The organism is Nonomuraea sp. NPDC049400 (assembly GCF_044466425.1).
Taxonomy (GTDB): Bacteria; Actinomycetota; Actinomycetes; order Streptosporangiales; family Streptosporangiaceae; genus Nonomuraea.
Window position 1 is genome coordinate 1 of record NZ_JBITMP010000088.1, and the last position, 24,413, is coordinate 24,413.

Annotated in this window: 19 protein-coding genes and 2 pseudogenes; 8 read left to right on the forward strand and 13 right to left on the reverse strand. The window is 68.0% G+C overall.

Annotated features, from left to right (window positions below; genetic code table 11):
- Nucleotides 1–183: 183 nt before the first annotated feature.
- The gene (locus ACIBVN_RS57355) at nucleotides 184–1,473 is read right to left on the reverse strand and encodes an ISL3 family transposase (RefSeq protein WP_397150804.1); all 1,290 of its coding nucleotides are present in this window, start codon (nucleotides 1,471–1,473) and stop codon (nucleotides 184–186) included.
- A 220-nt stretch (nucleotides 1,474–1,693) separates the two neighbouring features.
- Here ACIBVN_RS57355 and ACIBVN_RS57360 point away from each other — a divergent pair.
- Nucleotides 1,694–1,939: pseudogene (locus tag ACIBVN_RS57360) on the forward strand (ISAzo13 family transposase); the annotation flags it as partial.
- A 1,259-nt stretch (nucleotides 1,940–3,198) separates the two neighbouring features.
- On the opposite strand, the gene ACIBVN_RS57365 reads toward ACIBVN_RS57360, so the two are convergent.
- From ACIBVN_RS57365 to ACIBVN_RS57405, 9 genes are all read right to left on the reverse strand, one after another.
- Nucleotides 3,199–4,131, reverse strand: a complete 933-nt coding sequence (locus tag ACIBVN_RS57365; RefSeq protein WP_397150806.1) for a zinc-binding dehydrogenase — start codon at nucleotides 4,129–4,131, stop codon at nucleotides 3,199–3,201.
- A gap of 74 nt (nucleotides 4,132–4,205) precedes the next feature.
- Nucleotides 4,206–4,928, reverse strand: coding sequence for an alpha/beta fold hydrolase (locus tag ACIBVN_RS57370; RefSeq protein ID WP_397150808.1), 723 nt, complete (start codon nucleotides 4,926–4,928; stop codon nucleotides 4,206–4,208).
- Nucleotide 4,929: 1 nt separating this feature from the next.
- Nucleotides 4,930–6,069 (reverse strand): sugar ABC transporter substrate-binding protein, encoded by a 1,140-nt coding sequence (locus ACIBVN_RS57375; RefSeq protein ID WP_397150810.1) that lies wholly within the window; start codon nucleotides 6,067–6,069, stop codon nucleotides 4,930–4,932.
- Nucleotides 6,070–6,082: 13 nt separating this feature from the next.
- Complete coding sequence (locus tag ACIBVN_RS57380; protein WP_397150812.1) at nucleotides 6,083–7,177, reverse strand: ABC transporter permease; 1,095 nt, start codon at nucleotides 7,175–7,177, stop codon at nucleotides 6,083–6,085.
- Complete coding sequence (locus ACIBVN_RS57385; protein WP_397150814.1) at nucleotides 7,170–8,666, reverse strand: sugar ABC transporter ATP-binding protein; 1,497 nt, start codon at nucleotides 8,664–8,666, stop codon at nucleotides 7,170–7,172. Before ACIBVN_RS57385 ends, ACIBVN_RS57380 begins: the two co-directional genes overlap by 8 nt.
- A gap of 51 nt (nucleotides 8,667–8,717) precedes the next feature.
- Complete coding sequence (locus tag ACIBVN_RS57390; RefSeq protein ID WP_397150816.1) at nucleotides 8,718–9,701, reverse strand: alpha-ketoacid dehydrogenase subunit beta; 984 nt, start codon at nucleotides 9,699–9,701, stop codon at nucleotides 8,718–8,720.
- Nucleotides 9,694–10,647 (reverse strand): thiamine pyrophosphate-dependent dehydrogenase E1 component subunit alpha, encoded by a 954-nt coding sequence (locus ACIBVN_RS57395; protein WP_397150818.1) that lies wholly within the window; start codon nucleotides 10,645–10,647, stop codon nucleotides 9,694–9,696. The genes ACIBVN_RS57390 and ACIBVN_RS57395 overlap by 8 nt, the downstream gene beginning before the upstream one ends.
- Before the next feature lie 64 nt (nucleotides 10,648–10,711).
- Nucleotides 10,712–11,515, reverse strand: a complete 804-nt coding sequence (locus ACIBVN_RS57400; RefSeq protein WP_397150820.1) for an IclR family transcriptional regulator — start codon at nucleotides 11,513–11,515, stop codon at nucleotides 10,712–10,714.
- A complete protein-coding gene (locus ACIBVN_RS57405; protein WP_397150822.1) occupies nucleotides 11,505–12,761 on the reverse strand; it encodes a M20 family metallopeptidase in 1,257 nt (418 codons plus the stop codon). The genes ACIBVN_RS57400 and ACIBVN_RS57405 overlap by 11 nt, the downstream gene beginning before the upstream one ends.
- Nucleotides 12,762–12,929: 168 nt before the next feature.
- Between ACIBVN_RS57405 and ACIBVN_RS57410 the strand changes: the two genes are divergently transcribed.
- The 4 genes and pseudogenes from ACIBVN_RS57410 (at nucleotide 12,930) to ACIBVN_RS57425 (ending at nucleotide 17,789) form a co-directional block, all read left to right on the forward strand.
- On the forward strand, nucleotides 12,930–13,355 hold the full coding sequence (locus ACIBVN_RS57410) for a RidA family protein (protein WP_397150824.1): 426 nt from the start codon (nucleotides 12,930–12,932) through the stop codon (nucleotides 13,353–13,355).
- The gene (locus ACIBVN_RS57415; protein ID WP_397150826.1) at nucleotides 13,352–14,434 is read left to right on the forward strand and encodes an aminotransferase class V-fold PLP-dependent enzyme; all 1,083 of its coding nucleotides are present in this window, start codon (nucleotides 13,352–13,354) and stop codon (nucleotides 14,432–14,434) included. The genes ACIBVN_RS57410 and ACIBVN_RS57415 overlap by 4 nt, the downstream gene beginning before the upstream one ends.
- A 327-nt stretch (nucleotides 14,435–14,761) precedes the next feature.
- A pseudogene (locus tag ACIBVN_RS57420) lies at nucleotides 14,762–17,584 on the forward strand (Tn3 family transposase).
- Nucleotides 17,553–17,789 carry a Tn3 family transposase gene (locus tag ACIBVN_RS57425; RefSeq protein WP_397150828.1) on the forward strand — a complete coding sequence of 79 codons (237 nt, stop codon included), beginning with the start codon at nucleotides 17,553–17,555 and terminating at the stop codon, nucleotides 17,787–17,789. Before ACIBVN_RS57420 ends, ACIBVN_RS57425 begins: the two are co-directional and overlap by 32 nt.
- A gap of 134 nt (nucleotides 17,790–17,923) precedes the next feature.
- Here ACIBVN_RS57425 and ACIBVN_RS57430 read toward each other — a convergent pair whose 3' ends face one another.
- Genes ACIBVN_RS57430 through ACIBVN_RS57440 form a run of 3 tightly spaced genes read right to left on the reverse strand, consistent with a single transcriptional unit; the run spans nucleotide 17,924 to nucleotide 20,719 of the window.
- On the reverse strand, nucleotides 17,924–19,180 hold the full coding sequence (locus tag ACIBVN_RS57430; RefSeq protein ID WP_397150830.1) for an erythromycin esterase family protein: 1,257 nt from the start codon (nucleotides 19,178–19,180) through the stop codon (nucleotides 17,924–17,926).
- Nucleotide 19,181: 1 nt separating this feature from the next.
- Nucleotides 19,182–20,009 carry an ABC transporter permease gene (locus tag ACIBVN_RS57435; protein ID WP_397150832.1) on the reverse strand — a complete coding sequence of 276 codons (828 nt, stop codon included), beginning with the start codon at nucleotides 20,007–20,009 and terminating at the stop codon, nucleotides 19,182–19,184.
- Entirely contained in the window at nucleotides 20,006–20,719 is a 714-nt protein-coding gene (locus ACIBVN_RS57440; RefSeq protein WP_397150834.1) for an ABC transporter ATP-binding protein, read from the reverse strand. The genes ACIBVN_RS57435 and ACIBVN_RS57440 overlap by 4 nt, the downstream gene beginning before the upstream one ends.
- 162 nt (nucleotides 20,720–20,881) lie before the next feature.
- Here ACIBVN_RS57440 and ACIBVN_RS57445 point away from each other — a divergent pair, with 162 nt between their 5' ends.
- From ACIBVN_RS57445 to ACIBVN_RS57455, 3 genes are all read left to right on the forward strand, one after another.
- Nucleotides 20,882–22,060, forward strand: a complete 1,179-nt coding sequence (locus ACIBVN_RS57445) for a sensor histidine kinase (RefSeq protein ID WP_397150836.1) — start codon at nucleotides 20,882–20,884, stop codon at nucleotides 22,058–22,060.
- Nucleotides 22,053–22,682: a response regulator gene (locus tag ACIBVN_RS57450; protein ID WP_397150838.1), complete on the forward strand. Its 630-nt coding sequence runs from the start codon at nucleotides 22,053–22,055 to the stop codon at nucleotides 22,680–22,682. Before ACIBVN_RS57445 ends, ACIBVN_RS57450 begins: the two co-directional genes overlap by 8 nt.
- Nucleotides 22,683–23,144: 462 nt before the next feature.
- Entirely contained in the window at nucleotides 23,145–24,101 is a 957-nt protein-coding gene (locus tag ACIBVN_RS57455) for a tyrosine-type recombinase/integrase (RefSeq protein WP_397150840.1), read from the forward strand.
- Nucleotides 24,102–24,413: the final 312 nt, after the last annotated feature.

Below are 24,413 nucleotides of genomic sequence, written 5' to 3' on the forward strand. Positions count from 1 at the left end.
GAAGCGTGAAGAACTCCCATCCTCCCAGTTCAAAGGGCACCTCACTTGATTTCCTGGTCCTCGCTCAAAGTTTCACGCCGTGGATTCAGGCTAAGGGCTTGCCGATCAATAACCCGTAGCATCTGCTTGTTTCGCCCGATGGTCTGGTATGGCGGGTCTTCGTATTTGACCGGGCCGGTGCTGTCATGTGATCACCTTGGGTGACCGGGTTCTGGCTGCGGAGCGTGATGGTGGTCGGCGGCTCGCCCGCGTTGTCGCGTAGCGAGCGCGGCGTCGTTGGTTGATGGGGTTGCGGAAGCCGAAGGCGATCCGCGCGACGAGCTTGATGACACGGTTGGTGCCCTCGCTGGCGGCGTTGGAGACGCCGCGCAGGATGGCGGTGGCGATCTCGTGCCGCCAGGTGCTGATGGTCTGGGCCAGCCCCGTCAGCTCGGGAATGTGGGCGTGATCGGCGCACCAGAACATGAAGGTGGCCAACCGGTCTCGCACCTGACTGGCGCAGGTGGCCCGGAAGACAGCGCGCAGTTGTTCCTTGGCCACCCAGCAGGCCAGCACCTGCTCGCCGGGCGCTCCGGCACCCAGGAAGACCTCCCACATCGCCGTCACCCGTGCCTCGGGCACGTCTTCCCAGTTGCGCAGCAGCGTGCGGCGCATCCCGTACTCCGGGTCCCCGGCCCGGCCGCGCCGACCGTAGCGGGCATGGATGGCGCGACGGCGCACCAGGTTGATGACCTTGTTGGCGGCCTGGATCACGTGAAAGTGATCGACAGCCAGCGCTGCATGCGGCAGCGCGGCGCGCACCGCCTTGGCATACGAAGTACTCATGTCGATGGCCACCACGCTGATCTGGTCACGCCAGGCGGCCGGCTGCGCGTCCAGCCAGGAGGCGACGGTCTCGGCGGTGCGCCCCTCCACCTGTCCCAGCAAGCCCTGACCACCGCCGAGATCGACCAGGCCGGTGTGCCAGGTGTCCGCCTCCAGCACCCGCCGCCCCTGCTCATCGAGCCGATAGCGCGGCTTACCATGGCGCGTCTCGTCAATGCCCAGCGCCTTCACCGGTTGCAGCGGGCGTTCCAGCACCGGATCGACCGCCGCCGCGAAGGCGTCATGAGCGGTATGCCAGCTCACCCGATGAGCAGCGGCAACCTCAGACACCGGACGCGTCTGATCGCCGATCTCGACGGCCATCTGCTCCCGCAATGGTTCGCTGATGCGGGCCCCGGCGGCGATCGGCGGCACCTGCTCGGTGAACGAGGCCCGCTCACACCACGGCGTGGCGCAGTGCCAGCGCCGTTTGTGCACCACCAGCGTGACTGGCCCCAGCCCGACCGGCACATGCGTCGCCCGCGCCGTGACCCACTGCTTGGCCCGGCCTGCGGGAAGACCGCAATCCGGGCATAACGGCGGCCCCGACCGCTCCGAGACGACATGCACCACCCGGCCGCCGTCCCCGTCGTACTCCACCTCGAACACCGACACACCTATCAGCCCCAGCAGGGCCGAACCCGTATGCTGCTCCATGCACCCGTGTGACTGTGATCTTTATTCTTTGGCGAGAACATGATCCACCACCACGGGTGCTTCTTCGTCTTCCCGACCCCGCTCGCTTCTCCCGATGACTGACCGTCACCTCGCAAGATCACCTTAGGTGATCAGCCGACAACCTGAGCCCGGCGAACTACGAAGAGCCGGTATGGCCGTGTCGCTGGAGACTGTGGGGATGCTGGAGGCGAAGTTCGAGGCGATCTTGCCGCATCTGGATGAGCGGCAGCGTCGGCTGCTGCTGGGTACGGAGGCTCGGGCGATGGGTCATGGAGGGATCCGGGCGGTAGCTCAGGCTGCTGGGGTCAGGGAGGCGACGGTGTCGCTGGGTGTGAGTGAGTTGGAGGCTGGTGAGGAGCCGTTAGGGCGGGTGCGTCGTCCGGGTGATGGCGCCCGCCTCTGGACGGCCGAAACCTGCTCGTTAGGGCTGCTCCACCCCGTCGCGCGCGAGCGCGCCACGCGTGGGAACCTCGGCCGCGGCCCGTCTGCTGGAGCCGCATCGTCATCCCTCGCCCGCAGCGCCGGCGTCGACGCCCGCTCATCGCCCCACGCCGTCAAGGAGCCGATGGCGTGCGGTCCCGCCGGCTGGCCAGCCGGGCTGCCCGGCGCAAGGCGGGCTCAGCGGGGGCATGGTCATGGGCCAGGCTTGGTCGCACGGGCCGGTCTCGGCAGTAGGGTGCACCCGAGGTCACCGCAGACACCCTCACGCCACTCGTCACACAGGACGCAAAGCGCAGCGTCATAACGTTCGCAGTAGTCCTGCCGGGTGCCGCACCGCAGGCAGGAGCCTGCTCCCGGCCGGAGGGCGGAGGGGCGTTTACGAGGCATCCCCCGTCCGAGGTTCAGCATCTCCTCAACCACCATGGTTGGGACGGATCGGCGTCGAAGTCCACGATCGTGCGGGAACAGTAGAGCTCATCAAGCGGCTGAACCCGCTGCCGCAGCTCCCACGACGCGCCGGACGGAAGCCCACACAGGGCCTGCTCCAGCATCTCTCGCGGATGAGCGTCGAAGGGGCAGCACGCCTCAACTCCGCAGCCACGAACCACCGGATCGGTCAGCCGGCGAGCTGGCCCGTGAACGGTCCCAGCCCAGCGCGCCACCGCATCGGCGATGGCGCCCGGCCACAGACGCGAGCTCTCGAACTTGGCGATCTCGCTCTGCGCACGCGCCGAGACCCCAGAAACAATCGTCCTGCCCTGTCCCGGGCGGAGCCTGCGCGGTAGGTTCGCGCGCACCTGGCCTGGCCCTCTACGCGCCATAGGCCTTTCGTCGGTTCGACGTCACAACGGGCATCTTCCCAAAGAAAGCCGCGACGATCAACGCGGCCCTTCCCCTCCCCATCCAAGTGGTCACACAAGATCAACGACAGCCTGCACCCGGGTCGAAGAACCACATCGGGCGATCTTCCCGAACCCTCTTGGTCTTCTATCGAGAACATGTAAGCTACGTATCGCCGCAGGTCGAAGGCCATCTATGGACTCCCGCGGTCGGTAAAACCGACGAGGCCGACCGGCTCAAGACCGCGGGCCTGGAACAACTGCGCGACCACTCAGTACGGCGTTATCCAGATGGTCTTGAGCTGGGTGCACTTCGAATGCTTCGAGACTGAATCGCCCCGGGTTCGGTGGAGTCAAAAGCCGGGGCAGTTCATCTTCAGGCACATGACACCAGATGCTCCTCAGTGACATCAAGCACGACCTTGCCCTGGACCTGGCGAGAAAGAAGAGCATGCGCCGCCTCCGACGCGCGTTCCCACGGACCGCGCCAGCCGACTTGGGGGTCGATCTCCCCTTTGGCGAGCAGATCCACCAGAACGGCGAGGTCGGGCCCGAACGGCGCGGCGACGGCGAAGCTCTCCAGCCGCCAGGAGCGGTGGCCCGCGCGCTGTCGAGCGTCGAGCACGGTGGGCTGGTCCGACGCCTGACCGATCCATTGGATCACTCCGCCGTCTGCCAGGAGCGTGACGGCGTCGGACAGCTGAGGGCCGCCGACATTGTCGATCACTCCGTGGACCGGCTCGGACACGTTGTCGAGGCCGACCACCACTTCCGCCGCTCCCAAGCCGGTGAGGCCGATCCCGCGTTCGGGACTCCCGACAGCGGCGATCACATGTGCTCCCGCGCGGGCGGCCAGTTGAACGGCGTAGCGGCCGACGCCGCCCGAGGCGCCGGTGACGAGCACGCGACGGCCGAGCACCGGCCCCAGGCCGCGAAGGGCCTGCAGCGCGCTCACGCCGGCGACGGGCAAGGCACTGGCCGGTCCGAGGTCGATCGAGTCCGGTACGACCGCGAGTTCGGAGGTGTCGACGGCGCGCAGCTCTGCCCAGCCTCCCGTCCAGCCGAAAGTCACGACGCGAGCACCGGCGGGCGGACCGGATCCGTCGGCGGCGGCTTTGACGACGATGCCGGCCGCATCCCATCCGGACACGTGCCCGGGCGGGTGGGCGGCGAGATTCTTCAGCTCGCCGAGGTTGAAGGAGATCGCGCGGACCTGTACCAGGACCTGGTCGTCGCGCGGGACGGGGTCGGGCGCTTGGCCCAGACAGAGGCCGTGGGGTGCGTCGGGGTTGTGGACGAGTGCTCTCATGACAAACGGATCTCCAAGGAAAGGGATGGGTGCGCGCGTCGGCGACGCGCGAGATCAGGAGCGCCGCAAGGCGGTCATCGTGGCAACCGGCGGACGATCTCGGCCCCGAGCAGCTCGGGTCTGCTCCAGAAGGGCGAGTGGGAGGTGGGAAGCCTGATCGTCTCGCCTTTCAGTCGGGCTGCGTACGCCTTTTGGACCGCCGGCGGGAGCGCTCGGTCCCGCTCGCACACGATGTAGGTCGTGGGAAGGGAGTCCCACGCGCAGGCATCCGGCGTTTCGGTCGCGCATGCCCTGCTCACCGGCCGCAACCTGGCGATCGCGGTGACGGTGTCCTCGGCGGCTTGGCCGTTGTAGAAGACCTCGTGGGCACGGTGGGGCGCGATGGTGGTGGTGCCGTCCTGCAATGTGCGGATCGCCGCGATCAGCTCAGGCGTCAGCACCGAGACATGACCGGGCGGAAGCCGGTCTCCTTCGAGATCCTGCGGCTCACCGGCGCGTACGACCTTGGCGGCGACGAATACCAGCCCACGCACGTCGGGGTGGTCTCCGGCGGCGCCGATCACGGAGCCTCCGTAGCTGTGCCCGACCAGCAGCACCGGACCGCGTACCGCTTCGATCGCGTGGCGTGTGGCGCGTATGTCGTCCATCAATCCGGTGAACGGCAATTCCACCGTTGCGTACCGGACTCCGCTCTTCCGCAGGAAGGGTGTGAGCCGCTCCCAGGCCCATGCGCCGTGCCAGGCGCCGTGCACGAGTACCACGGTCGCCACCGGGTTCGCGCTCATCTCGGAAGTCATGTCATGCGCCTTCAACGTTGCCGAACTTCTGCAGGATGCCCGTTTCGAGCAGGTATTTCGAGCTCTCGGGAAGGGCGGGCATGCGTGTGACCTTCGTCATCCCCGGAGCGTAGACGCTGTCCATGTTCTCCGGTGTGACGGCGATCATGGGGGGTGCGGTGAGGTCCGGAGGTTCTACGCCGCGGAGCAAGGCGGTTCCCATGGCGAGGAGGAACTGGCCCCATTCCTCCCAGAATCCCTTGGCGCTGGAAACCCAGGGTGCGCCGGACCGCATCGCGTCGATGGCGGGTTTGGTCGCGCCGTATCCAGCGACCATGGCCCGGCCGTCACGGCGAGCGGTCGTGAGGGCTCGGAGCGCGCCGACGGTCGTGTCGTCGTTGACGGTGTAGACCACGACGTTGCGGTCCGCCGGGATGGTCTGCAAGGCCTGGCTGGTGGCGGAGAACCCGCTGTCGATGTCCGTTCCGCCGTCGACCTGGAGTCCTTGGCCCTCCGCGATGGTTGTGGTGGCGGCGGTGATCTGATCAGAGGTGATCGTTTCGAAGCCCGGCACCATGCTCACCAGCTCTTGGTAGAACCATGTCACCGCGATGTTGACCGAAGGCCCCAGCTTCGACGCCTGCTCGATGACGACGGTCGTGTTGGTGCCGTCCCAGCCCTTCGCTTTCATCTTCGCCGCGATGACCTCGGCCTGCGCCCGCGCGAGGTACTTCTGGTCGAAGTTGAAGAAGGCGCAGCCCTCGATGCGGACGTTGACGGCGATGCACGGTATTCCGCTGCGTTTGAAGATCGCCGAGATTCTGGAGGTGGCGTCCGCGACCGGTGCGAATTCCACCAGCAGGTCAGGCTTCTGAGCCACCATGAGGTTGGCGTTGGTGATGGCAGTGGCTGCGTCGGCGGAGTTGTCGTACACCTTCACCTCGACGCCGATCCGCCGGCCGGCCTTGACGAAGTTGTCGGCCTGGCCGGCATAGATCTGCGTGGTCATGTTGGGCGCGGCATAGGCGACCCGCTTCAACTCTCGATGGGCCGGCAGGGCGCCGGTGTCCGGTCGGCCGCCGTCACTCGAGCAGGAGGTCATCCCTGCCCAGATCAGCGTACTCACCACAAGAACGGCCGCGACGCGGGGACGGATTGTCATCTGTGGACCTTTCTCAACTTCGTGACCGCACCAGCGGCCAGCGCTCGGCCGACAGCTCTTGGAGCCGTCCGATGCCCACGGTCAGCAGCAGGACGCCGCCGACCACGATCTGCTGATAGAAGCTCGGAAGACGCAGCAGGTTCAGTGCGTCGTTGAGCACGCCCAGCAATGCCACGCCCATCACCGCGCCGAACACGCCGCCACGTCCCCCGGTGAGCGCGGCTCCCCCGAGTACGACCGCGGCCAGGCTGGTCAACGTTGTGCCCGTACCCACTCCCCCGGTCGCGGCCAGCAGCTGGCTGGCGGCCATGACGCCGGCCAGCGCCGAGAGGACGCCGGAGAAGAGATAGACCGCGGTAGTGACTACGCTGACGCGGACACCGGCCAGCAGCGCCGCCTGCGAGTTGCCCCCGATCATGTAGATGCGGCGTCCGAAGATGGTGTAGCGCAGGACCAGATGGGTGCCGACGATCAAGGCCAGCCCCAGCCAGACGAAGCCCGGCAGGTCCAGCCATAGAGGATCGCCGAGCACCCCGGCCCGGGGATCCACCTGGACGGTCAGACCGCCGGTGACGACATAAGCCAGCCCTCCGGTGATCGACATGGTGGCCAGCGTCCCGATCAGAGCGTTGATCTTGAAAATGCCCACGACGACGCCGTTGACGAGGCCGGAGGCCATCCCGACCATCAGCGTGAGGACGGTGGCGGGCAGGACGCCGAACCCGTGGCCGGTCAGCACGGCGAAGGTGACGGCGGCCAGGGGTACGACGCCACCGACAGACAGGTCGAACCCACCCGAGATCACTGCGAGAAGCTGGCCCAACGACGCGACGGCGATCACCATTGAAGACGAGGCGATGACTGTGACGTTGTCATAGGTGGCGAATCCGTCGATCGCCGCGGAGCAGGCCACGACCACGGCCACGAAGAAGAGCGCGACGGCCACGCCTCTGGGAGCCGCTCTCCGGCCGCCGGTCTCGGTTCTGGGCGGTTCCACGCCCGGGTCGGCCTCGCGCGAGACACCGTTTCTGTCGGCGGCCCGGGCGTGCCCTGCGGTCGTCCCGGCTTCAGAGGGGACAGCCCAGGCTGTGTCGGCTTTGTCAGTCATGATCGCCTCCAGTGGCGACGGCAAGGGCGGTCTTCTCGTTCTTGTCCTGGCCACGCAGCTCGCGCACCACGCGCCCGCCACGCATGACCACGACGCGGTCGGCCACGGCGACGGCCTCGGCGACGTCGCAGGTGACGATCAGAACGGCGGCACCATCACGGGCCGCGTCCACGATCCGGTGGTGGATGAAGGCGCGGGCGGCGACATCGACGCCGCGGGTCGGCTCGTGCAACAGGAGCACCCGTGGCCGGGCCGAAACCCGGCTCGCCAGGAGCACCTTCTGCTGGTTGCCGCCGCTGAGCTCGCCCACCGGCTGCCGTACGGATCCGCAGCGCACGCCGAAGTCCTGTGTCAGCCTGGTGGCCAGCGCCTCCTCCCGCCGCCGGGACACGATGCCGAAGCGGGAAACGCGTCCGGGCGTCATCAGCGTGAGGTGCTCGGACACCGGCCGGATCTCGGCGATTCCCTCCGACTTGCGTTCGGCCGGAACGTACGCGATGCCGAGCCGTCGGGCGGCGGCGGCACTGCCCGGCGCCCCCCGCATGCGCAGCCCCGACACCTCGGTGTGTCCCGAGGTTCCGCGCTGGTGGCCCCCCAGCGATCTGGCCAGCGTCTCGGCGCCGGACCCGAGAATGCCGAACATCGCCACCACTTCCCCTTGGCGGACGTCGAGATCGATGCCGTGCAGCGCGGGCACGCGTGCCGACGTCCAGCCGGTCAGGCGCAGTACCGGAGCGCCCTCGCCCCCACCGGTACGAGCCGCCGCCGACGGCTGGGTGTACTCGGGGCCGAGCATGTGGCTCACGATCTCCTCACGACTCGTCGAGCGGGCCGGGAGGGTGGCGACGGCACTGCCGTTGCGCAGGACAGTGAAGCGCTCGGCGATCTCGAAGCACTCGTCGAAATGGTGGCTGATGTAGATGAGGGCGACACCGTTCTGCTTGCAGGTCGCCAGAAGTCGCAGCAGCCTGGCGGCCTCCGGTCGATGCAGAGCCGCGGTCGGCTCGTCGAGGATGATGAGCCTGGCCTTGTGCAGCAGCGCTTTGGCGATCTCGATGGACTGCCGCTCGGCGAGCGTAAGGGATTCCATGGGCGCCCGAAGGTCCACCTTGAGCCCGAGCTCGTCGAGAGCGTCGCCGACGTGGGCCAGGTACCGCCGGTTCGAGGTCAGTACGGCGTTCTTCGGCCAGGTCGCCAACGCGATGTTCTCCAGCGCGTTCAGCCCACCGATGTAGGCGAGTTCCTGCGGGATCACCGCTATGCCCAGGCCACGGGCCGTTCTCGGCGACGCGAGCCGGACATCCGTGCCGTTCCAGACGACGCGTCCGGACGTCGGCTGCTCGACCCCGCTCATGATCTTGGCGACCGTCGACTTGCCCGAGCCGTTCTCACCCGCGAGGGCAATGCACTCGCCTGCCGACACATCCAGGTCGAGGCCGCGTATGACATGGTTCGCACCGAACCGTTTGTGAATGGACCGAAGGCTCATCACTGTTGGATTCATCTGCCGAATCCCCTCTCCTCAGACGAGGTGGGCCGTTCAGCCGGCCGCGGACCGGACGAGCGCGTCGGCGATGGCCGAGGCGTCCGGGATGACAGCCTGCGCCAGTGCCGGCGCAGCGGGGATGCGTACCGGGGGCGTACCCACGCGACGAGGGGCAGAGCGCAGCCGGACACCGGCCTCGGCGACGGCGGCGAGCACCTCGCCACCGACCCCGCCCGTGGTGTGCGCCTCGTGGGCCACGACCAGACGTCCGGTGCGTTCCACACTGGCGAGCACGGTGGCGAGGTCGAGCGGGCGTATCCAGCGGGCGTCGATCACCTCGGCGTCGATTCCCTGACCCGCCGCGAGTTCGGCTGCCTCCAGAGCCCGATGCAGCATCGCACCCCAGGTCAGCAGCGTCACATCGGCACCGGGTCGGCGGATCAGCGCGCCCTCGGCCGGTTGGATCCCGCCGTTCACGCCAACGGGCGACCTGCCGGTGTGGTACAGGGTGCGGTTCTCGATGACGATCACCGGATCGTCGCACCAGACTCCGGCCAGCAGCAGGTCATAGGCGTCCTGGTGGGTGGCGGGCATGGCGACCCGAAGTCCGGGCACGTGCGCGAACATGGCCTCCAGGTTCTGGGAGTGCTGCGCGCACGCGCCGGGGGCGCTGCCCTGCTGGGTTCGGATGGTGATGGGCGCGGTGACGGCTCCGCGGGAGACATACCGGACGTTGGCCGCCTGGTTGACGACCTGGTCCAGGGCGACGAGGAAGAAGTCCGCCCACATGATCTCGACGATGGGGCGCCTGCCGAACATCGCGGCGCCGACCGCCCCGCCAATGATGGCCGACTCGGAGATGGGCGTGTCGAAGACCCGCTCGCCGAACCTCTTGCGCAGCCCCTTGGTGACGCCGAACACGCCGCCGGGCACGGCCACGTCCTCGCCGAACAGCAGGACCTCCGCGCGCTCGTCGAGGGCCCGGGTGAGGGCCGCGTTCACGGCCTCGGCGTACGACAGGTTCTTGATCTCAGGCATACAGGTGCTCCAGAACGGTGGAAGGATCGGCCGGCGGGTCCGCTTGGGCTCGTGCCGACGCGTCGGCGATCTCGTCGCGCACGCGTTCGGCCAGGGCGTCGAGCTCAGCGTGCGGAATCGTCTCGCGCAACGTGGCGAGCAGGCGGGCGATCGGCTCGTCGGCGAGGGCGGTCTCCAGCTCACCGGGAGGTCTGTAGTGCTGGGCGTCGCCGATGTAGTGGCCCACGATGCGCTGTGTCATGGCCTCGATCAGGGCCGGACCGTGACCTGCCCGCGCTCGTTCCACTGCCCGGGCGACCGCGTCGCGGACAGCCGTGGGATCGTTGCCGTCGACCCGCCCGCCCGGCATCCCGTACGCCGACGCGCGTTTGAACAGCCTGTCGCCACGCACCATCGACGCGATAGGCGTCAGCTCGGAGTAGTGGTTGTTCTCCACCAGGAAGATCACCGGAAGATCGCGTACGGCGGCGAAGTTCATCGCCTCGTGCACCGCTCCCTGATTCATGGCGCCGTCGCCGAACGCGGCCAGCGCGATCCGCCCGGACCCGTCGAACGTGGCGGCGAGCGCGGCGCCTGCCGCGATGGGCGCGCCCGCTCCGACGATCGAGTTCTCGCCGTACATGCCGTATTCGGGAGCGGTCAGGTACGCCGACCCACCTCTGCCCCCGTTGACGCCCGTCTGCCTGCCCAGCAGCTCGGCGAACAGCGCGTACGGCGGAGCTCCGCAGGCCAGCGTCCAGCCGTGTCCTCTGTAGGTGGGGAACACGGCGTCCCTGCTCAGATCGAGAGCGGCGCTCGCGCCGGCGTAGATGGCCTCCTGACCGTTGCACAGGTGGACCGAGCCGACGGTCGAGCCTTCGGCGCGTAGGCGGGCGACCTCTTCCTCGAAGAACCTGATACGCAGCATCGATTCGAGGAAGCCGAGCTGCGCGGCGGTTTCAGGCATGGGTGTATCCACGCTCCTTTCCTGAGATCTCCGGCGGAGCCGGTGAGGGTGACGGGGGCTGGGGTCAGCCGGCGGACGGGATGACGATGCGGCCGGTGCGCAGCAGGGTGGTGGCCATGGACGCGGCTTCCCACACCTGAGTGGTGAGTCTGGCCTGGCGTTCGGTGAACCGGGTGACGGGGACCGATGCGGTGAAGGCGCCCACGGGGGCGCCACTTCCGTCGAAGAACGCCGCCGACAGGCAGACCACGCCGGGGCTGAATTCCTCGAGGTCGAGCGCGTAACCGCGGCTGCGGACCTTGGCCAGTTCCACCGTGAGTTCGTCGAAGTCGGTGACGGTGTTCGGTGTCAGCGCCTCCAGCGGCACGCCTTTGAGCATTGCCGCCACCTGCTCCTCCGGCAGGTAAGCCAAGATCGCCTTGCATGAGGCGCGGGCGTGCATGTTCCCGACATAACCAACGTCCAGCGCGCTGACTCTGAGAGCGTGCTCTCCCGCCAGATAGTGCAGCAGCGTAGGCGTGCCATGCTGCCAGCCCGACAGGTAGACGGTCTCCTGGGTCCTGTTGTGCAGCCGGGTCAGGATGACGGACAGCTCTGGGGAGGGTCCGGCGCGGCGTTGCAGGTGCCGGCTCAGCGACGCCGCGCGAGGCCCCACGTCGTAGAGACCGCCGGTCAGCCGTACGACGTACCCGGCGGCGACCAGGGTACGCAACAGGTGGTAGCAGGTTCCGATCTTGATTCCGAGCTGCCTGCTCAGCGCCTTGGCCGTGGCGTCGCCCTCGGACGCGGCAACGGCCTCCAGGACCTGCAGGCCACGGTCCAGGGTGTGCAGCAGGGTTCCGCGGTCTGTCTCCCGCTCATCGTTCACGCCCGTTCACCTCCATCCTCAGCAAGGCGAGTGCCAGTACCTTGGCGGCGTCCACAACATCACGCTCCGAGACGTACTCGTCCGGTCCGTGGGCGAGAGAGACCTCGCCCGGCCCGAAAACAGCAGTCGGGATGCCTCGCGCGCCGAAGAAGGCCGCGTCCGATCCCGCGGTGAAACCGATCAGCGACTCCGACCCCGAGAAATCGCGCTGAGCGGAGACCAGTGCCACGATGAGCGGGTCGTCCAGGGGCGTCTCCCAACCGGGCAGGCCCTCATGGTCCCAGCGCAGCGTCGGCGGATGCGCGCGCAACCACTCGTCGGCAGCGGCGACCTCGTCCACCACGTGCTGGAACTCCTGGCGCACCGCATCCAGGGACTCGCCGGGGGCGACCCCGAGCCGGCCGGACATGACAGCGCGATCGGGGACCGCGGCCCGCCAGGTGCCCGCGCTCGCCGTGCCGACGGCGAAGGGCAGGGCCGTCGGCACGGCGGCGAACAGCGGATGCGTGTACCGCTCGCCACGCTTGCGCGCGTGCTCGGCGAGCGCCTCGCGCAACCAGATCAGGCGCTCGAACGCGTCCACCCCACGCCACGGCGCCGACGTATGGGCGGCCTTGCCGGTGACCTCCACGGTGAAGAAGAGCAGCCCTGTGGAGACGGGCACGATCGCGCCCCCACTGGGTTCGAGCACCAGCGCCGCGGCGGGGTGCGGCACCACCGCTTCGGCCGCCCGAGTGCCGACGCCCGTGGTCTCCTCGGCCACGACGAGCTCCATGGCGATGTCGAAGCCGAGATCTATCTGCAAGGCCGACAAGGCGGCCAGCGCGTACAGACCGGCGGCGATCCCGCCTTTCATGTCCACCGATCCCCGCCCGTGCACGCGGCCCGCCTTCCTGAGACCGGAGTACGGCGGAAGCGACCATGCTGACGGGTCACCGGCCGGCACCACATCCAGGTGGCCATTGAGCACCACAACGGAACGACCTGTGCGGCCCGGATACCACGCGATCACATTCTCCCGTTCGCTCGCCCGAGGCTCGCCCGCGGCGAACCCAGAGCTCGCGATCGGCTGCCGAGTGACCGGCATGCCACGGCCGGCGAACCACGTCGCGTACACCTCGGCGACGCGGTCCTCCCAGCCGCTCTCGCTGGCGCACCGCACGCTCGCGGACAGCAGGTCGAGCATCTCCTCCGCCATCGCGTCGAGATACTCCAGCACCTGCTCGTCACGTGCTTGCCTCGTCATCGGCATCCACCTCCCGGGACACACGCTGCATCGGACAGACGCGGCGGCGTTAGCAGAATGAAGCCACTTTTCGATTATCTGAAATTTGTCCTCGTAAGGGCGCTTAAGTGATCAGGTGCCCGTCTAGCATGCGCAAAGGTCGTGACGCATCGGAGAAGGAGTGCAGAAATGATTCACCGCTGGAGCCCCGGCGGGGTCGGGGCGCCGGTCGCGCAGTACAGCCACCTGGCGTCCGTTCCGGACTCGCACGGGTTGCTCTTCATCTCCGGCCAGGTGGGGGTGCGTGAGGACGGCGTCCTCACCGGCGCCGACGCCGAATCGCAGACGCGGCAGGTGTTCGCCAACATCGGCGCCCTGCTCGCGGCCGCCGGGGCGGAGCCGCGCCATCTGGTCAAGCTGTTCACCATGGTGGCCGGCACGGAGCACCTGCCCGGATGCCGGGCAGCGCGAACAGAGGTGTTCAAGAACTGGTTCCCCGAAGGGGACTGGCCGGCGCACTCCCTGATCGTCGTCAGCGCCCTGGCTGCGCCGGAGATCGTGGTCGAGGTCGAGGCGGTCGCCGCGGTCCCGGCCGCAGGAGAACCGCGGGCATGAGACCGGAGGAGTTCCGCACGCTCTTTCCCGCGTTGCGTTCTACCGTCTGGCTGGACACCCCGGGCGCGCCGCCCGGGCCCCGGCCCGTCGTGGACACCCTGCGGGCCGCCCTCGACGACTGGTCCAGCGGGGGCTTCGACTGGCTCGAATGGGACGGCGCCGTCGCCGAGGCACGCACGTTGTTCGCCCGCTTCATCGGCGTGAACCCCGCCACGGTGTCGGCGGTCGGCTCACTTGGGGAGGCCGCGGCCATTGTCGCCGCGTCGATCCCCCGGGGCCGCGTGGTGGTCCCCGCCCAGGAGTTCCGCAGCAACCTGTTCCCGTGGACCGCCGGACATGACGTGGTCGCCGTACCGGCCAGACACGGCATCACCAGGGTGGCGGACCTGATCGACGCGGTGAACGAGAACACCGCGCTGCTCGCGGTGAGCGAGGTGACCAGCAGGGAAGGGCAGCGCCTCGATCTACCGGCACTACGCGCCGCGACCGACCGTGTCGGCGCGCGCCTGTTCGTGAACCTCACCCAGTCGCTGGGAGCCCTCTCCTTCGACCTGGCCGCCGTACGCCCCGACTACCTCGCGGTCCACGGATACAAATGGCTGCTGTGCCCACGGGGTGCGGCCTGGCTCGTCACGAGGCCCGACCTGGTGGGAGAGCTGCGCCCGCTCGCCCCTGGATGGAAATCGACCGGCCCTCCGTACGGCTACTTCGCCGGCCCCATGCGACTGGCCGCGGACGCCAGCCGGTGTGACACCTCTCCTGCCTGGCTGTCATGGATGGGCGCCTGCGCCGCGCTACGGCTCATGCTCTCCTTGGACACCCGCATCGTGGAGAGACACTGCCTGGCACTCGCGACCCGCCTCATCGAACGGGCGCAGGAGATCGGGCTGCGCCGTCTGAACGACGGCGGCCTGTCGCAGATCGTCGTCCTGCAGGTGGAAGAGGCCGAAACGATCGCCACGCGGCTGCGTCACGGTGGGATCCGGGCCACCGCGCTCGGCGATCGCGTACGTTTCGGCTTCCACTACTTCAACAATCAAGACGACGTCGACGCCGTGGTACAGGCGCTCTCAAGATGACCGTCGGGGTGCGCGTACACGACGTACGTGGAAACAGGATGAGCCGCGCGGCGAGGTTCCTGCTTGGCAGGACCTTTCCGGCGACGCGTCCCTCCGAACCACGCGGACTGGGTTCCCAGTACGTGGCTCTCCAGCGATCTATGCCACGTTCGCGGCGGGGTGCCGGTGGTGGATGGCCTCGTGGGGGTTCCTGTAGCCCCGGGGAAATTTTGGTCGGATTTCGCTGACCTGAACTGATACAGGAAGGTTCCGGTTGTTGATCACTTCCGCTACCGTTCCTACGGTCCTGATCGGGTTGCGGTGTGGGGGTGGTCGATGTCGACCCGGATGTTCTCCGATGACCAGCTGGAGCGGTTGCGGTCGTACCCTGATATCGGCCGGGACGATCTGATCCGGTACTTCACTCTGACCCCCGCCGACGTCGTCTTCATCGACCCGGGCCGGGGCCGTGGCCCGACCGACCGATTGGGGTTGGCCGTTCAGCTGGCTACCTTGCCCTGGTTGGGGTTCGTGCCGGATGAGGTGAGCTCGGCTCCGCCGGTGGCGGTGGCCCGGTTGGCCGAGCGGCTGGGGGTGGATCCGGCCGTGCTGGAGGGGTACGGCGAGCGGGCGCACACCCGCTCGGATCACCTGCGGCTGGCTGCGAGCTATCTGGGGTGGAAGAGTGCTCCGGCCGGGAGCACGGCGATGAAGGAGCTGGAGCAGTTCCTGCTGGACCGGGCCATGGAACACGACTCGCCGACGCTGCTGTTCAACCTGGCCACCGAGTATCTGATGGCGGCCAAGACGATCCGGCCGGGCGTGACGACGCTGGCCAAGATGGTGGCCACCGCCCGGACCAGCGCCAACGCGCTGACCTGGGAGAAGGTGGCGCACCTGCTGACCGATCAGTTACGGGCGGATCTGGACCGGTTGCTGATGTATGACGCCGGGCTGAAGATGACCCGGCCGGCCTGGCTGATCAAAGCGGCCACCGATGCCAGTGCGACCTCGGTCAAGATCACCATCGAAAAGCTCATCTACCTGCGCAACATGGACGCCCACACCCTGGACATGTCGGGCCTGGCCGGTGAGCGGCGTCGCTTCTTGGCCTCGGTGGGCCGCCGCTCGACCAACCAGGCGCTGGAGCGCCGCGAGGAGCAGCGCCGCTATCCGATCTTGCTGGCGGTGGCCACTCAATCCGCGATCGACCAGGTCGACGAGGTGGTGATGCTGTTCGACCAGGCGGTGTCCGCCCGGGAGTCGCGGGCCAAATCCAAGACTGACGAGGCGCTGATCGAACGGGCCAAGGCCGGTGAGGCCCGCCAGCTGCTCCTGGAGGTGATCTTTCCGGTGCTCGCCGACCCGGCCATCCCGGACGAGCAGATCGGCGGGCTGCTGCGCAACACGATCGGGATGAGCAAGCTGCGCGAGGTCGTCACCGAAGGCTGGAAGAAGCTGCCCCGCGATCACGGCCGGCTCTCGGCGCTACACGCCTCCTACACCTACCTGCGCCAGTTCACCCCCCAGGTGCTGGCGGCGATCGACTTCAAGGGCGGGACCGGTACCGCGGATCTAATGGAGGCGCTGGCCATCTTGAAGCGCCTGAATGAGAGCGGCGGCCGCAAGGTGCCCGAGGGCGCCCCGACCTCGTTCGTTCCGGCCCGGTACGCCGAGTACCTGGCCAAGGCGCGCAAGGACGGCGACGAGACGGCCTACCGGCACTATTGGGAGCTCTGCGTGGTGCTGGCGCTGCGCGACGGACTGCGCTCGGGGGACGTGTTCGTGCCGGGCTCGAGGCGCTACGCCGACCCGGCCACTTACCTGTACACGCCCGAGCAGTGGGCGCCGCGGCGCACCGACTTCTGCAAGCTGGTCCGCAAGCCGAGCGACGCGGCCGAGGCGATCGAACAGGGCAAGGAGGAACTGCACGCCGCGCTGGCCGACCTGGATGCCACGCTAGCCCAGGCGCTGCCGGACGACACCGGCGCGGTCCGCCTCGATGAGGATGACCGGCTGGTGATCCCGCCGCTGTCGGCCGAGGACGTGCCGGGCGAGGCCAAGGAGCTGCGGGCGGAGCTGGCCGGGATGCTGCCGTTCGCGCCGATCGCCTCGCTGCTGATCGAGCTGGACGTGCGCACGGATTTCCTGGACTGCTTCACTCACGCTGGCGGCCGTAAGCAGGCCCGCTCGGTCGATCTCAAGCGCAACATCCTCAGCGTGCTCATTGCCAACGCCACGAATTTGGGATTGGCGCGGATGAGCGAGGCCTGCGGCATCCCGTATGACGTGCTGCGCTGGACGCAGGAGTGGTACGTGCGGGAGGAGACGCTGCGCGAGGCCAACACCTGCATCGTCAACCACCACCATGGGCTGGATCTGTCGAAGGTGTTCGGCGGCGGCACCATGTCCTTTTCCGATGGCCAGCGCTTCCCGGTCCGTGGCAAGAGCACGACCGCCCGGGATATGACCATCCACGGCGGCCAGGTGCTGTCTTCCTACACGCACGTGTCCGACCAGCACTCCACTTTCGGCACGAAAATCATCGTGCCAAACGCCCGCGAGGCGCACTTCGTGCTGGACGACTTCCTGGGCAACGCCACCGATCTGCCCCTGTTCGAACACGCGACCGATACCCACGGCGTCACGTTGATCAACTTTGCCCTGTTCGACCTGGTGGGCAAGCTGCTCTCCCCGCGCATCCGGGACCTCGGAAAGATCACTCTGATCCGGGACGACACCCCAACTGAAGTGGTGAAGCGCTATCCGCACGCTGGCCCCCTCCTGGGTGCCCGCTGGAACGAAGACCTCATCGCCGAGTGCTGACCCGACCTGCTGCGCATGGCCGGGTCGCTGAAATACGGCCAGGCCACCGCCTCGCTGGTGGTGGGCAAGTGGTCGGCCGCCTCCCGGCAGAACACCCTGGCCGCAGGGCTCAAGGAATGGGGCATGCTACGCCGTACCCTGCACGCGGCGAAGTATCTGTCGGACCCGGCCTGCCGCCGCAAGATCGCCTGCCAGCTGAACAAAGGCGAGAGTTTGCACGCGCTGCGCCGGGACCTGCACTATGCCCAGCAGGGCGCCGTCACCAAGCCGGCCTTGGGGCGGTCAGACGGACCAGGCGTGGTGTTTGACCGTTTTGACCAACTCTGTCATCACCTGGACGACTGAGTACTACTCGCTTGCCGTGCGGCAGCTGCGCGCGTCGGGCCGGGACGTTCCCGACGAGCTGCTGGCGCACATCTCCCCGGCGCACAGCGAGAACGTCAACTTCTTCGGCGTCATCACCGTGGATGTCGAGGCGGAGCTGGCCAAGCTGGACGGTGGCGGCTGGCGGCCGCTGCGCCCGGCGGCTGCGGAAGCGAATCTGATGTGATCGCTCAGGGGCTGATGTGGATCAGCAGGGCCAGGGCTGGAGCAGGCCGCAGGCGGAGGCCATGTTCTCGGCGTGGAACGCCACGGTGCGGCCGGTTCTGGCGCTATGAACCGAGTCCTGACACCCAACTGCCGTCACAGTGGTGTGACCGGGCTGGCCTGCGGCACGTACACCAGGGCGTCGTATGCCTTGGCGGGCACCATCTTCACCGTGTAGGTCCAGCTCAGAGAGCTGTAGATCGACCGGAAACCATCGCCGACGTTGCCCATTCGGACCTCCGAGGTGAGCAACTGGCGGTTGCCGGGCTTGGTCGAGGCTTGCGCGAGGTTAACGTAGCCCAACGGCTCGTTGCCGAACAGCTTGGCCAAAGGCGAGGTGTGGCTCACGGTGAACTGCTTGCGTTCGCCCGAGTCGTCGTCTTTGCTGACGAAGGTGCTCGTGCCGAAGTCGGTGCCAATGGCGAAGTAGTCTTTGCCGTACGCCTTGGCCAGCCGCCGCCCCATCGACTCAAAGGCGAACGCCGCACCGCTCTTGTCAATGTGGCCGTTGTGACCGCCCACGATGATCTTCTTCCGTCCCTGGACGGCCTCCACGTCGGCGATCCACCTGACGTTCTCGGCCATCCAGGCGTCCCGCTTGCTGGCGTAGTCGTTTCCGGAGATCTGCAACTGTGCGCCGCGTCGGATCGTCTCGGCGTGGTGCACGGCGAGAACGAACGACTCCTCAGAGCTGATGTTCACGTACTTCTTCTGATAGTTCTTCATCTGGGCGACGAGTTGCTCTGCGGCGGTGGCGGCGGCGGTGACCTTCTGCTTGTCCTGTTCGGACCTGGTGGCGTCGGTGAGGGCGGCCAGGGACTCTTCGACCGGACGAACCCGGGCAGGGTCGACCGTCGCGAGATAGCGCAGCAGCCGCTCCTTGTTCCGATCGTAGCGCTGCATGTCGAAGCCGTAGAGACGCACCTTGTCCGCGTCGGCGACGGCGGCGTTGTGGTCATGGATCCACTCGATCAGGTTCGCCATCTCGCGGGTCCGGTAGATGTCGAAGCCGAGCGCCGTAGCCGCGTCCTCCGCGCTGCCCTGGCCTTTCATGACATAGTCGTCGGCCACGGCTGTGCCGCCGAAGTCGGCCTCCAGTGCGATGGTGCGGAAGCCGTGGTCTCGCACCAGCTTCTGGATGATCAGTGTGCGGGTCTGGACGAACTCCTTGTTGCCGTGCGTGGCCTCACCGATCCCGACCACGCGTTTCCCGGCGGCATCGGCGAGCGGAGCCCGGCCGAGAGGGACCACGGTGTCGGACGTCAGCCGCGAGGTGTCCACACCCGCGCACCCGGTCGCCGGCAGAGCGATCAGGGCGATGCTCAGGAGCGTTCGGACGAGCCTGCGCCTCATGTCAGTTCACTTCCTTGCGGGTCACGCGCACGACGCCGAGCGTCATTGGGATGACGATCCAGAAGATCACGGAAACGGCCAGCCGGGCGGTGTCGCCTCCGGTCATGTCGCCGGACATCAGGGGGGCAGCGGTGGTGCCCAGGTCGAGCCACTCGGTCAGGACCTCTCCGGTGGCGCCGAGCCGGGCGACGACGCTCCACAGCATCGGTGTCGCCAGGCAGATCACGATCGCGGCGGGTGCGTTCAGGAGCAGCATGCCGACCGAAAGGCCCATTGCGACCACGAGGACGTTCGCTGCGGTCCAGCCCAGCAGGGCGAGAGGGACGATCTCCCATTCGGCTGGGACGTCCTGGGCACTGGCGACGGCAGCCGTCACCGGCACCGCGACCAGCATCGCGAACAGGGAGGCCGCCGTAGCAGTGATCAGCGGAGGCAGGCACTTGGCCGCCAGCACCCGCCGGCGTCGAGGTTCGAGGGCGAACGTGGTCAGGGCGGTGCGGTGGCTCCATTCGCCGGTCACCGTGAGAATGCCGATCACGGGGAGCAAGGTGCCGAATCCGATTCCGGCGGTCTCGACGAGGGTGTGCAGCTGCGGACCGGAAACGACGCCGCGGGCCACGACTGACGCCAGAGTCAGAACGAGCAGGATCACCGTCATGATCTTGCCGCTGCGGGTGTCGAAGAGCTTGCGGGCCTCGACCGACAGCAGCCGGTGGAACGGGATCGCTGTCCTCTGCTGGTCCGTGTTCTTGGGGTCACCGGTGCCGGCGTCGTGCGTCATGGTGCTGTTCAGGTCGCTCTTGCCTGCGGAGATGCCAGTTTCGGTCACGCTGCGCTCCGGTCGGCGTTCGCGGTCAGTTCGAGGAAGGTCTGTTCGAGGTCCCGGCCCTGGCCGAGCTCGTCAACGGTGCCCTGGGCGAGGATGCGGCCGCGGCCGATCATCACGATGCGGTCGGCGACCCGCTCCACCTCGTGCAGCAGGTGCGAGCTGAGCAGCACCGTGCGTCCCGAGTCGGCGAGGTTGCGCAGCAGCCCGCGCATCCACTGGATGCCCTGGGGGTCGAGACCGTTGGCGGGCTCGTCCAAGATGAGCACCTTGGGCTGGCCGAGGAGTGCGTGAGCGACGCCGAGACGCTGGCGCATGCCGAGTGAGTAGCCACCGAACGTCCGTCGGCTCTCCTTGGCCGCCAGTCCGACCATGTCGAGGACCTCGCCGACCCGCGACCTCGGCAGTCCAAGCATCATCGCGCTCAGGGTCAGGATCTCCCGGCCGGTCCGGCCGGGATGCTGCGCGCCGGCGTCAAGAAGCACGCCCACCTGGGAACCCGGACAGCCCAACTCGGTGTACGGGCGGCCCAGTACGGTGGCCGAGCCCGAGGTGGGGCGCGACAACCCCACCAGGATGCGCATGGCCGTGGACTTCCCGGCGCCGTTGGGCCCGAGGAACCCGGTGATGCTGCCCGCTTCGACGGTAAAGGACACGTCGTCAAGTGCCTTCACGTCCTTGTAGAACTTGCTGACGTGGTCGAACTCGATCATGGGTCAAGTCCACTGGACACGCGGCCGCCCGTCATCGGACCCAGGCCGAGGGCGGCTGGACGCAAGGGCTAGATCACTCGCCCCAGGTTGTAGACCTTCGGCCACCTGGATGTGGACCTGGGCCGCTAAGGCATCGCCCAGGCGGTATCTAGGCTGTGGAGCGTGCACGACCGTACGGACAACCAGCCGGCCATGGACCGTTGGGGCATCACGCTGCGCTATCTGTGTGCCCTGCTGCCGATGCTGTTTCATGCGACTGCCATAGGCGCGAGCGTTTCCGGCAACCCTGACCGGCTTCCGATGGCGCTGGCCGATGTGGGGCTTGGCGTGATCGGTCTGATCCTGATGGGATGGCGGCGTCGCTGGCCGTGGCAGATCGCGCTGGCCACCGCCCTGCTGAGCGCGTTCTCCAGCATGGCGAGCGGCCCCGCATACGTCGCGTATGTCTCCTTGTGCACGCATTATCGGTGGCGTCAGATCGTCCCCGTCGCGGCCGTGTCCTGGCTGAGCCTGGTGGCGTACGCCACCCTGCCCGCCATCACGGAGGCGACCGATGTGTCCATAGTGACCGGAACCGTCGTCCTCGGCGGGCTGACCGTCTTCGGCCTGTATTTTCGCGGGCGCCAGGACCTGGCCGCCTCACGGCAAGAGACGGCATGGCTCGCCGAACGCCAGCAACTGCAACGGATCGAGCAGGCCAAGCTGGCGGAACGGCTCAAGATCGCCCAGGAGATGCACGACGTCCTGGCGCACCGGATTTCCCTGCTGTCCATGCTCGCCGGCGGCTTGGCATACCGGAAGGACCTCACCGCCGAGGAGACCCGCGAGGCCGCGTTGGCGATCCAGGAGAACGCGCACCAGTCGCTGAACGAACTGCGCACCGTGCTCGGCACGCTCCGGCGCGACGGCGTCGTGGAGGCCCCGCAACCGAACCTGAGCCACCTGGACGCCCTCTTCGACGAAGTGCGTGCCGCCGGCCAGCACGTCGAGGTGGAGGACACCATCCGCGACCGGGAACTGCTGCCCACGCAGACCGGCCGGCATGCATACCGGATCGTGCAGGAGGCTCTCACCAATGCGCGCAAGCATGCGCCGGGCAGCCGGGTGACGGCCGAGCTTGCCGGGTGGCCGGGTGACAGCCTGCGCATCCGGGTGAGCAACCCGGCACTGTTCGCAACCGCCGCAGGACCCGGCGGCAGGCTGGGGCTGGTCGGCCTCGCCGAACGGATCCGGATGGCCGGCGGCACTCTCAGCCATGCCGTACAGGACGGACGCTTCATCCTCGACGCCAGGTTGCCATGGGAGGCTTTGCACTGTGACTCGACTGGTGATCGTGGATGACGACCCGATGGTGCGCACCGGCCTGCGCCTCATTCTCGGTGGCGAGCCCGACCTGGATCTCGTTGGCGAGGCAGCGGACGGACGGCAGGCCATGAGCGTGATCCGTGATCTGCGGCCCGACGTCGTGCTGATGGACATCCGGATGCCCCACCAGGACGGGCTGACCACCACCGAACTGCTGCTTGCCCAGCCGGACCCGCCCCGGATCCTTGTGCTCACCACCTTCGACGCCGACGACATGGTGCTGCGAGCTTTGCAGCTCGGCGCCGACGGCTTTCTGCTCAAGGACACGCCGCCGCCGAAGATGATCGAGGCCGTCCGCACCGTGGCGAAAGGTGAGCCGGTGCTGTCGCCGAGTGTCGCACGACAGGTCATCGCCGCAGCCACCGGCGGAGGCGAACCGCAGCGCCCGAAGGCGCAGCGGGAGCTGACCAAACTCACCCAACGCGAGCGGGAAGTCGCAATCGAGGTCGCCCGGGGCAACTCGAACGCCGAAATCGCCGAGCATCTCCACATGAGCGTCGCGACCGTGAAGGCGAACATCACCCGAATCTTCTCCAAGCTGGGGACCGACAGCCGCGTCCAAGTCGCCATAAAAGTGCACAACGCCGGTCTCCTCTGAACGCGCGCTGATCTGGCAGAAAGCCCGCCAACGGCGTACCTCTGCCGCTGGCCCGATCGAGGTCGCACAGTAGGGGCCGACTCATCGCAAAACCAGGCCCGCATACCGGAACTCCTGAGGACGCCAGCGAGTCGATCATGTAGGCACACTTCTGGCCTGCGACTACGCATGCGATCCCGCCATCCCCCGACGGCAACCATCCGCGGGGCTCGCCCTCCACGTCTTGGCCTTGATTCCGGCCGCGTCCAGGACACACCACACGCTCGTCGCGAGGCCTTGCCGGTGGGGGTGGAGAAGCGCATACCGATCACGGTAGCCAGATGCGGTGCATATGTGACAAGTAAGATGAATTATCTGTCACATAGATTGACTCCCGGTCGCGTCACCCCAGCTCGGCATCCGCCACCGCGGCGGCGACTCGGCAACATTATCTGTCACATCACCTGCAGGGAGGCCGCCCTCGTGTCCGCCGTGGCGTTCCCCAGCCAGCCCGACCCGGCCGTACCCGGGCAGAGAACTGCGGCCGCCGTCGAGCGCTTCCTCGACTCCATCACCGCGGCCACCACCCGCGCCGGCTACGCCCAGACCCTCACCCGCTTGATCACCGTGATCGGGCCGGAGCATCCAGTCGCCGCGCTGACCCCCGAGCACTACGCCGCGGTCATGGACCGCTGGAACACCGCAGCCTCCGCCACCTGGAACCGGCACCTGTCCGCCCTGTGCTCGTTCACCGTCTGGGCCCAGCGCCAGGAACTCCTCGCGACCAACCCCGCCCGACGGCTGGAGCGCCGCAAGCCCGCCCGCCGCGGCGACCGCGCCTACCCAGCCGCCCGCCTGGAGACGCTCTTCACCGACCCCGCGCACGCCCTACGCGAACGAGTCCTCTGGCGGCTCCTGTACGACACGGCCGCCCGCGCCGAGGAAATCCTCACCCTCAACGTCGAAGACCTCGACCTGGAGTTCCGCCGCGCCCGCGTCGTCTCCAAAGGCGGCGCGATCGAGTACGTGCACTGGGCCACCCCCACCGCCCGGCTGCTGCCCCGCCTGCTGGCCGGCCGCACCACCAGACCGGTGTTCCTGGCCGATCGGCGCGCCCCCGCTTCCGGGCGCCGCGCGCCGGCGGCCGCCGACATCTGCCCCGTCACGGGGCAGGGCCGGCTGTCCTACCCGCGCGCCGAATACCTGTTCAAGACCGCCTCCGCCAAGCTCGACCCGCACCGTCAGGGGTGGACCTTGCATCAACTCCGCCACTCGGCGCTGCAGCACCTCGCCCAAGCCGGACGCACCGCGCCCGAACTTCAGGCCAAGAGCCGCCACCAGCACCTGGCTAGCCTCGGCCGCTACGTACGTCTGGGTGAGGAGACCTCCGCCCGCATCACGGCCGAGGCCGACCCCGCCCGGCGGCGCCCTCCCCGCTGACCTCACACATGCAGTGGATCGGACAAGATCAGAAGCCGTCCCGCACCAGCAGCACCTGATCATCGTCACGGTCGAGCTCGACGTGGTTCTGGCATTCAGCAGATCGGGCTGATACCGCGTGAGATCGCGCACGGCGATGTCGGCGTCGTCGGCGCAGGCGACCCGGAACGGTACTCCATCGCCCCCGGTCCTCGACGACGAACCCACCATGGCGCTCGCTGAACTCCCGGCGTCCCGCCTTGCGCAGCACCGGTCCGGACCGCTAACACATTGTGGCTTCAGTCCCCAGAGCCCCGCATCACTGCAGGTCAG

What these genes read in the sequence shown, in the direction of transcription:
- ACIBVN_RS57365 (WP_397150806.1), bottom strand. Translation starts at nt 4,131, where the DNA reads ATGAGAGCACTCGTCCACAACCCCGACGCACCCCACGGCCTCTGTCTG.
- ACIBVN_RS57370 (WP_397150808.1), bottom strand. Translation starts at nt 4,928, where the DNA reads ATGACTTCCGAGATGAGCGCGAACCCGGTGGCGACCGTGGTACTCGTG.
- ACIBVN_RS57375 (WP_397150810.1), bottom strand. Translation starts at nt 6,069, where the DNA reads ATGACAATCCGTCCCCGCGTCGCGGCCGTTCTTGTGGTGAGTACGCTG.
- ACIBVN_RS57380 (WP_397150812.1), bottom strand. Translation starts at nt 7,177, where the DNA reads ATGACTGACAAAGCCGACACAGCCTGGGCTGTCCCCTCTGAAGCCGGG.
- ACIBVN_RS57385 (WP_397150814.1), bottom strand. Translation starts at nt 8,666, where the DNA reads ATGAGCCTTCGGTCCATTCACAAACGGTTCGGTGCGAACCATGTCATA.
- ACIBVN_RS57390 (WP_397150816.1), bottom strand. Translation starts at nt 9,701, where the DNA reads ATGCCTGAGATCAAGAACCTGTCGTACGCCGAGGCCGTGAACGCGGCC.
- ACIBVN_RS57395 (WP_397150818.1), bottom strand. Translation starts at nt 10,647, where the DNA reads ATGCCTGAAACCGCCGCGCAGCTCGGCTTCCTCGAATCGATGCTGCGT.
- ACIBVN_RS57405 (WP_397150822.1), bottom strand. Translation starts at nt 12,761, where the DNA reads ATGACGAGGCAAGCACGTGACGAGCAGGTGCTGGAGTATCTCGACGCG.
- ACIBVN_RS57410 (WP_397150824.1), top strand. Translation starts at nt 12,930, where the DNA reads ATGATTCACCGCTGGAGCCCCGGCGGGGTCGGGGCGCCGGTCGCGCAG.
- ACIBVN_RS57415 (WP_397150826.1), top strand. Translation starts at nt 13,352, where the DNA reads ATGAGACCGGAGGAGTTCCGCACGCTCTTTCCCGCGTTGCGTTCTACC.
- ACIBVN_RS57430 (WP_397150830.1), bottom strand. Translation starts at nt 19,180, where the DNA reads ATGAGGCGCAGGCTCGTCCGAACGCTCCTGAGCATCGCCCTGATCGCT.
- ACIBVN_RS57440 (WP_397150834.1), bottom strand. Translation starts at nt 20,719, where the DNA reads ATGATCGAGTTCGACCACGTCAGCAAGTTCTACAAGGACGTGAAGGCA.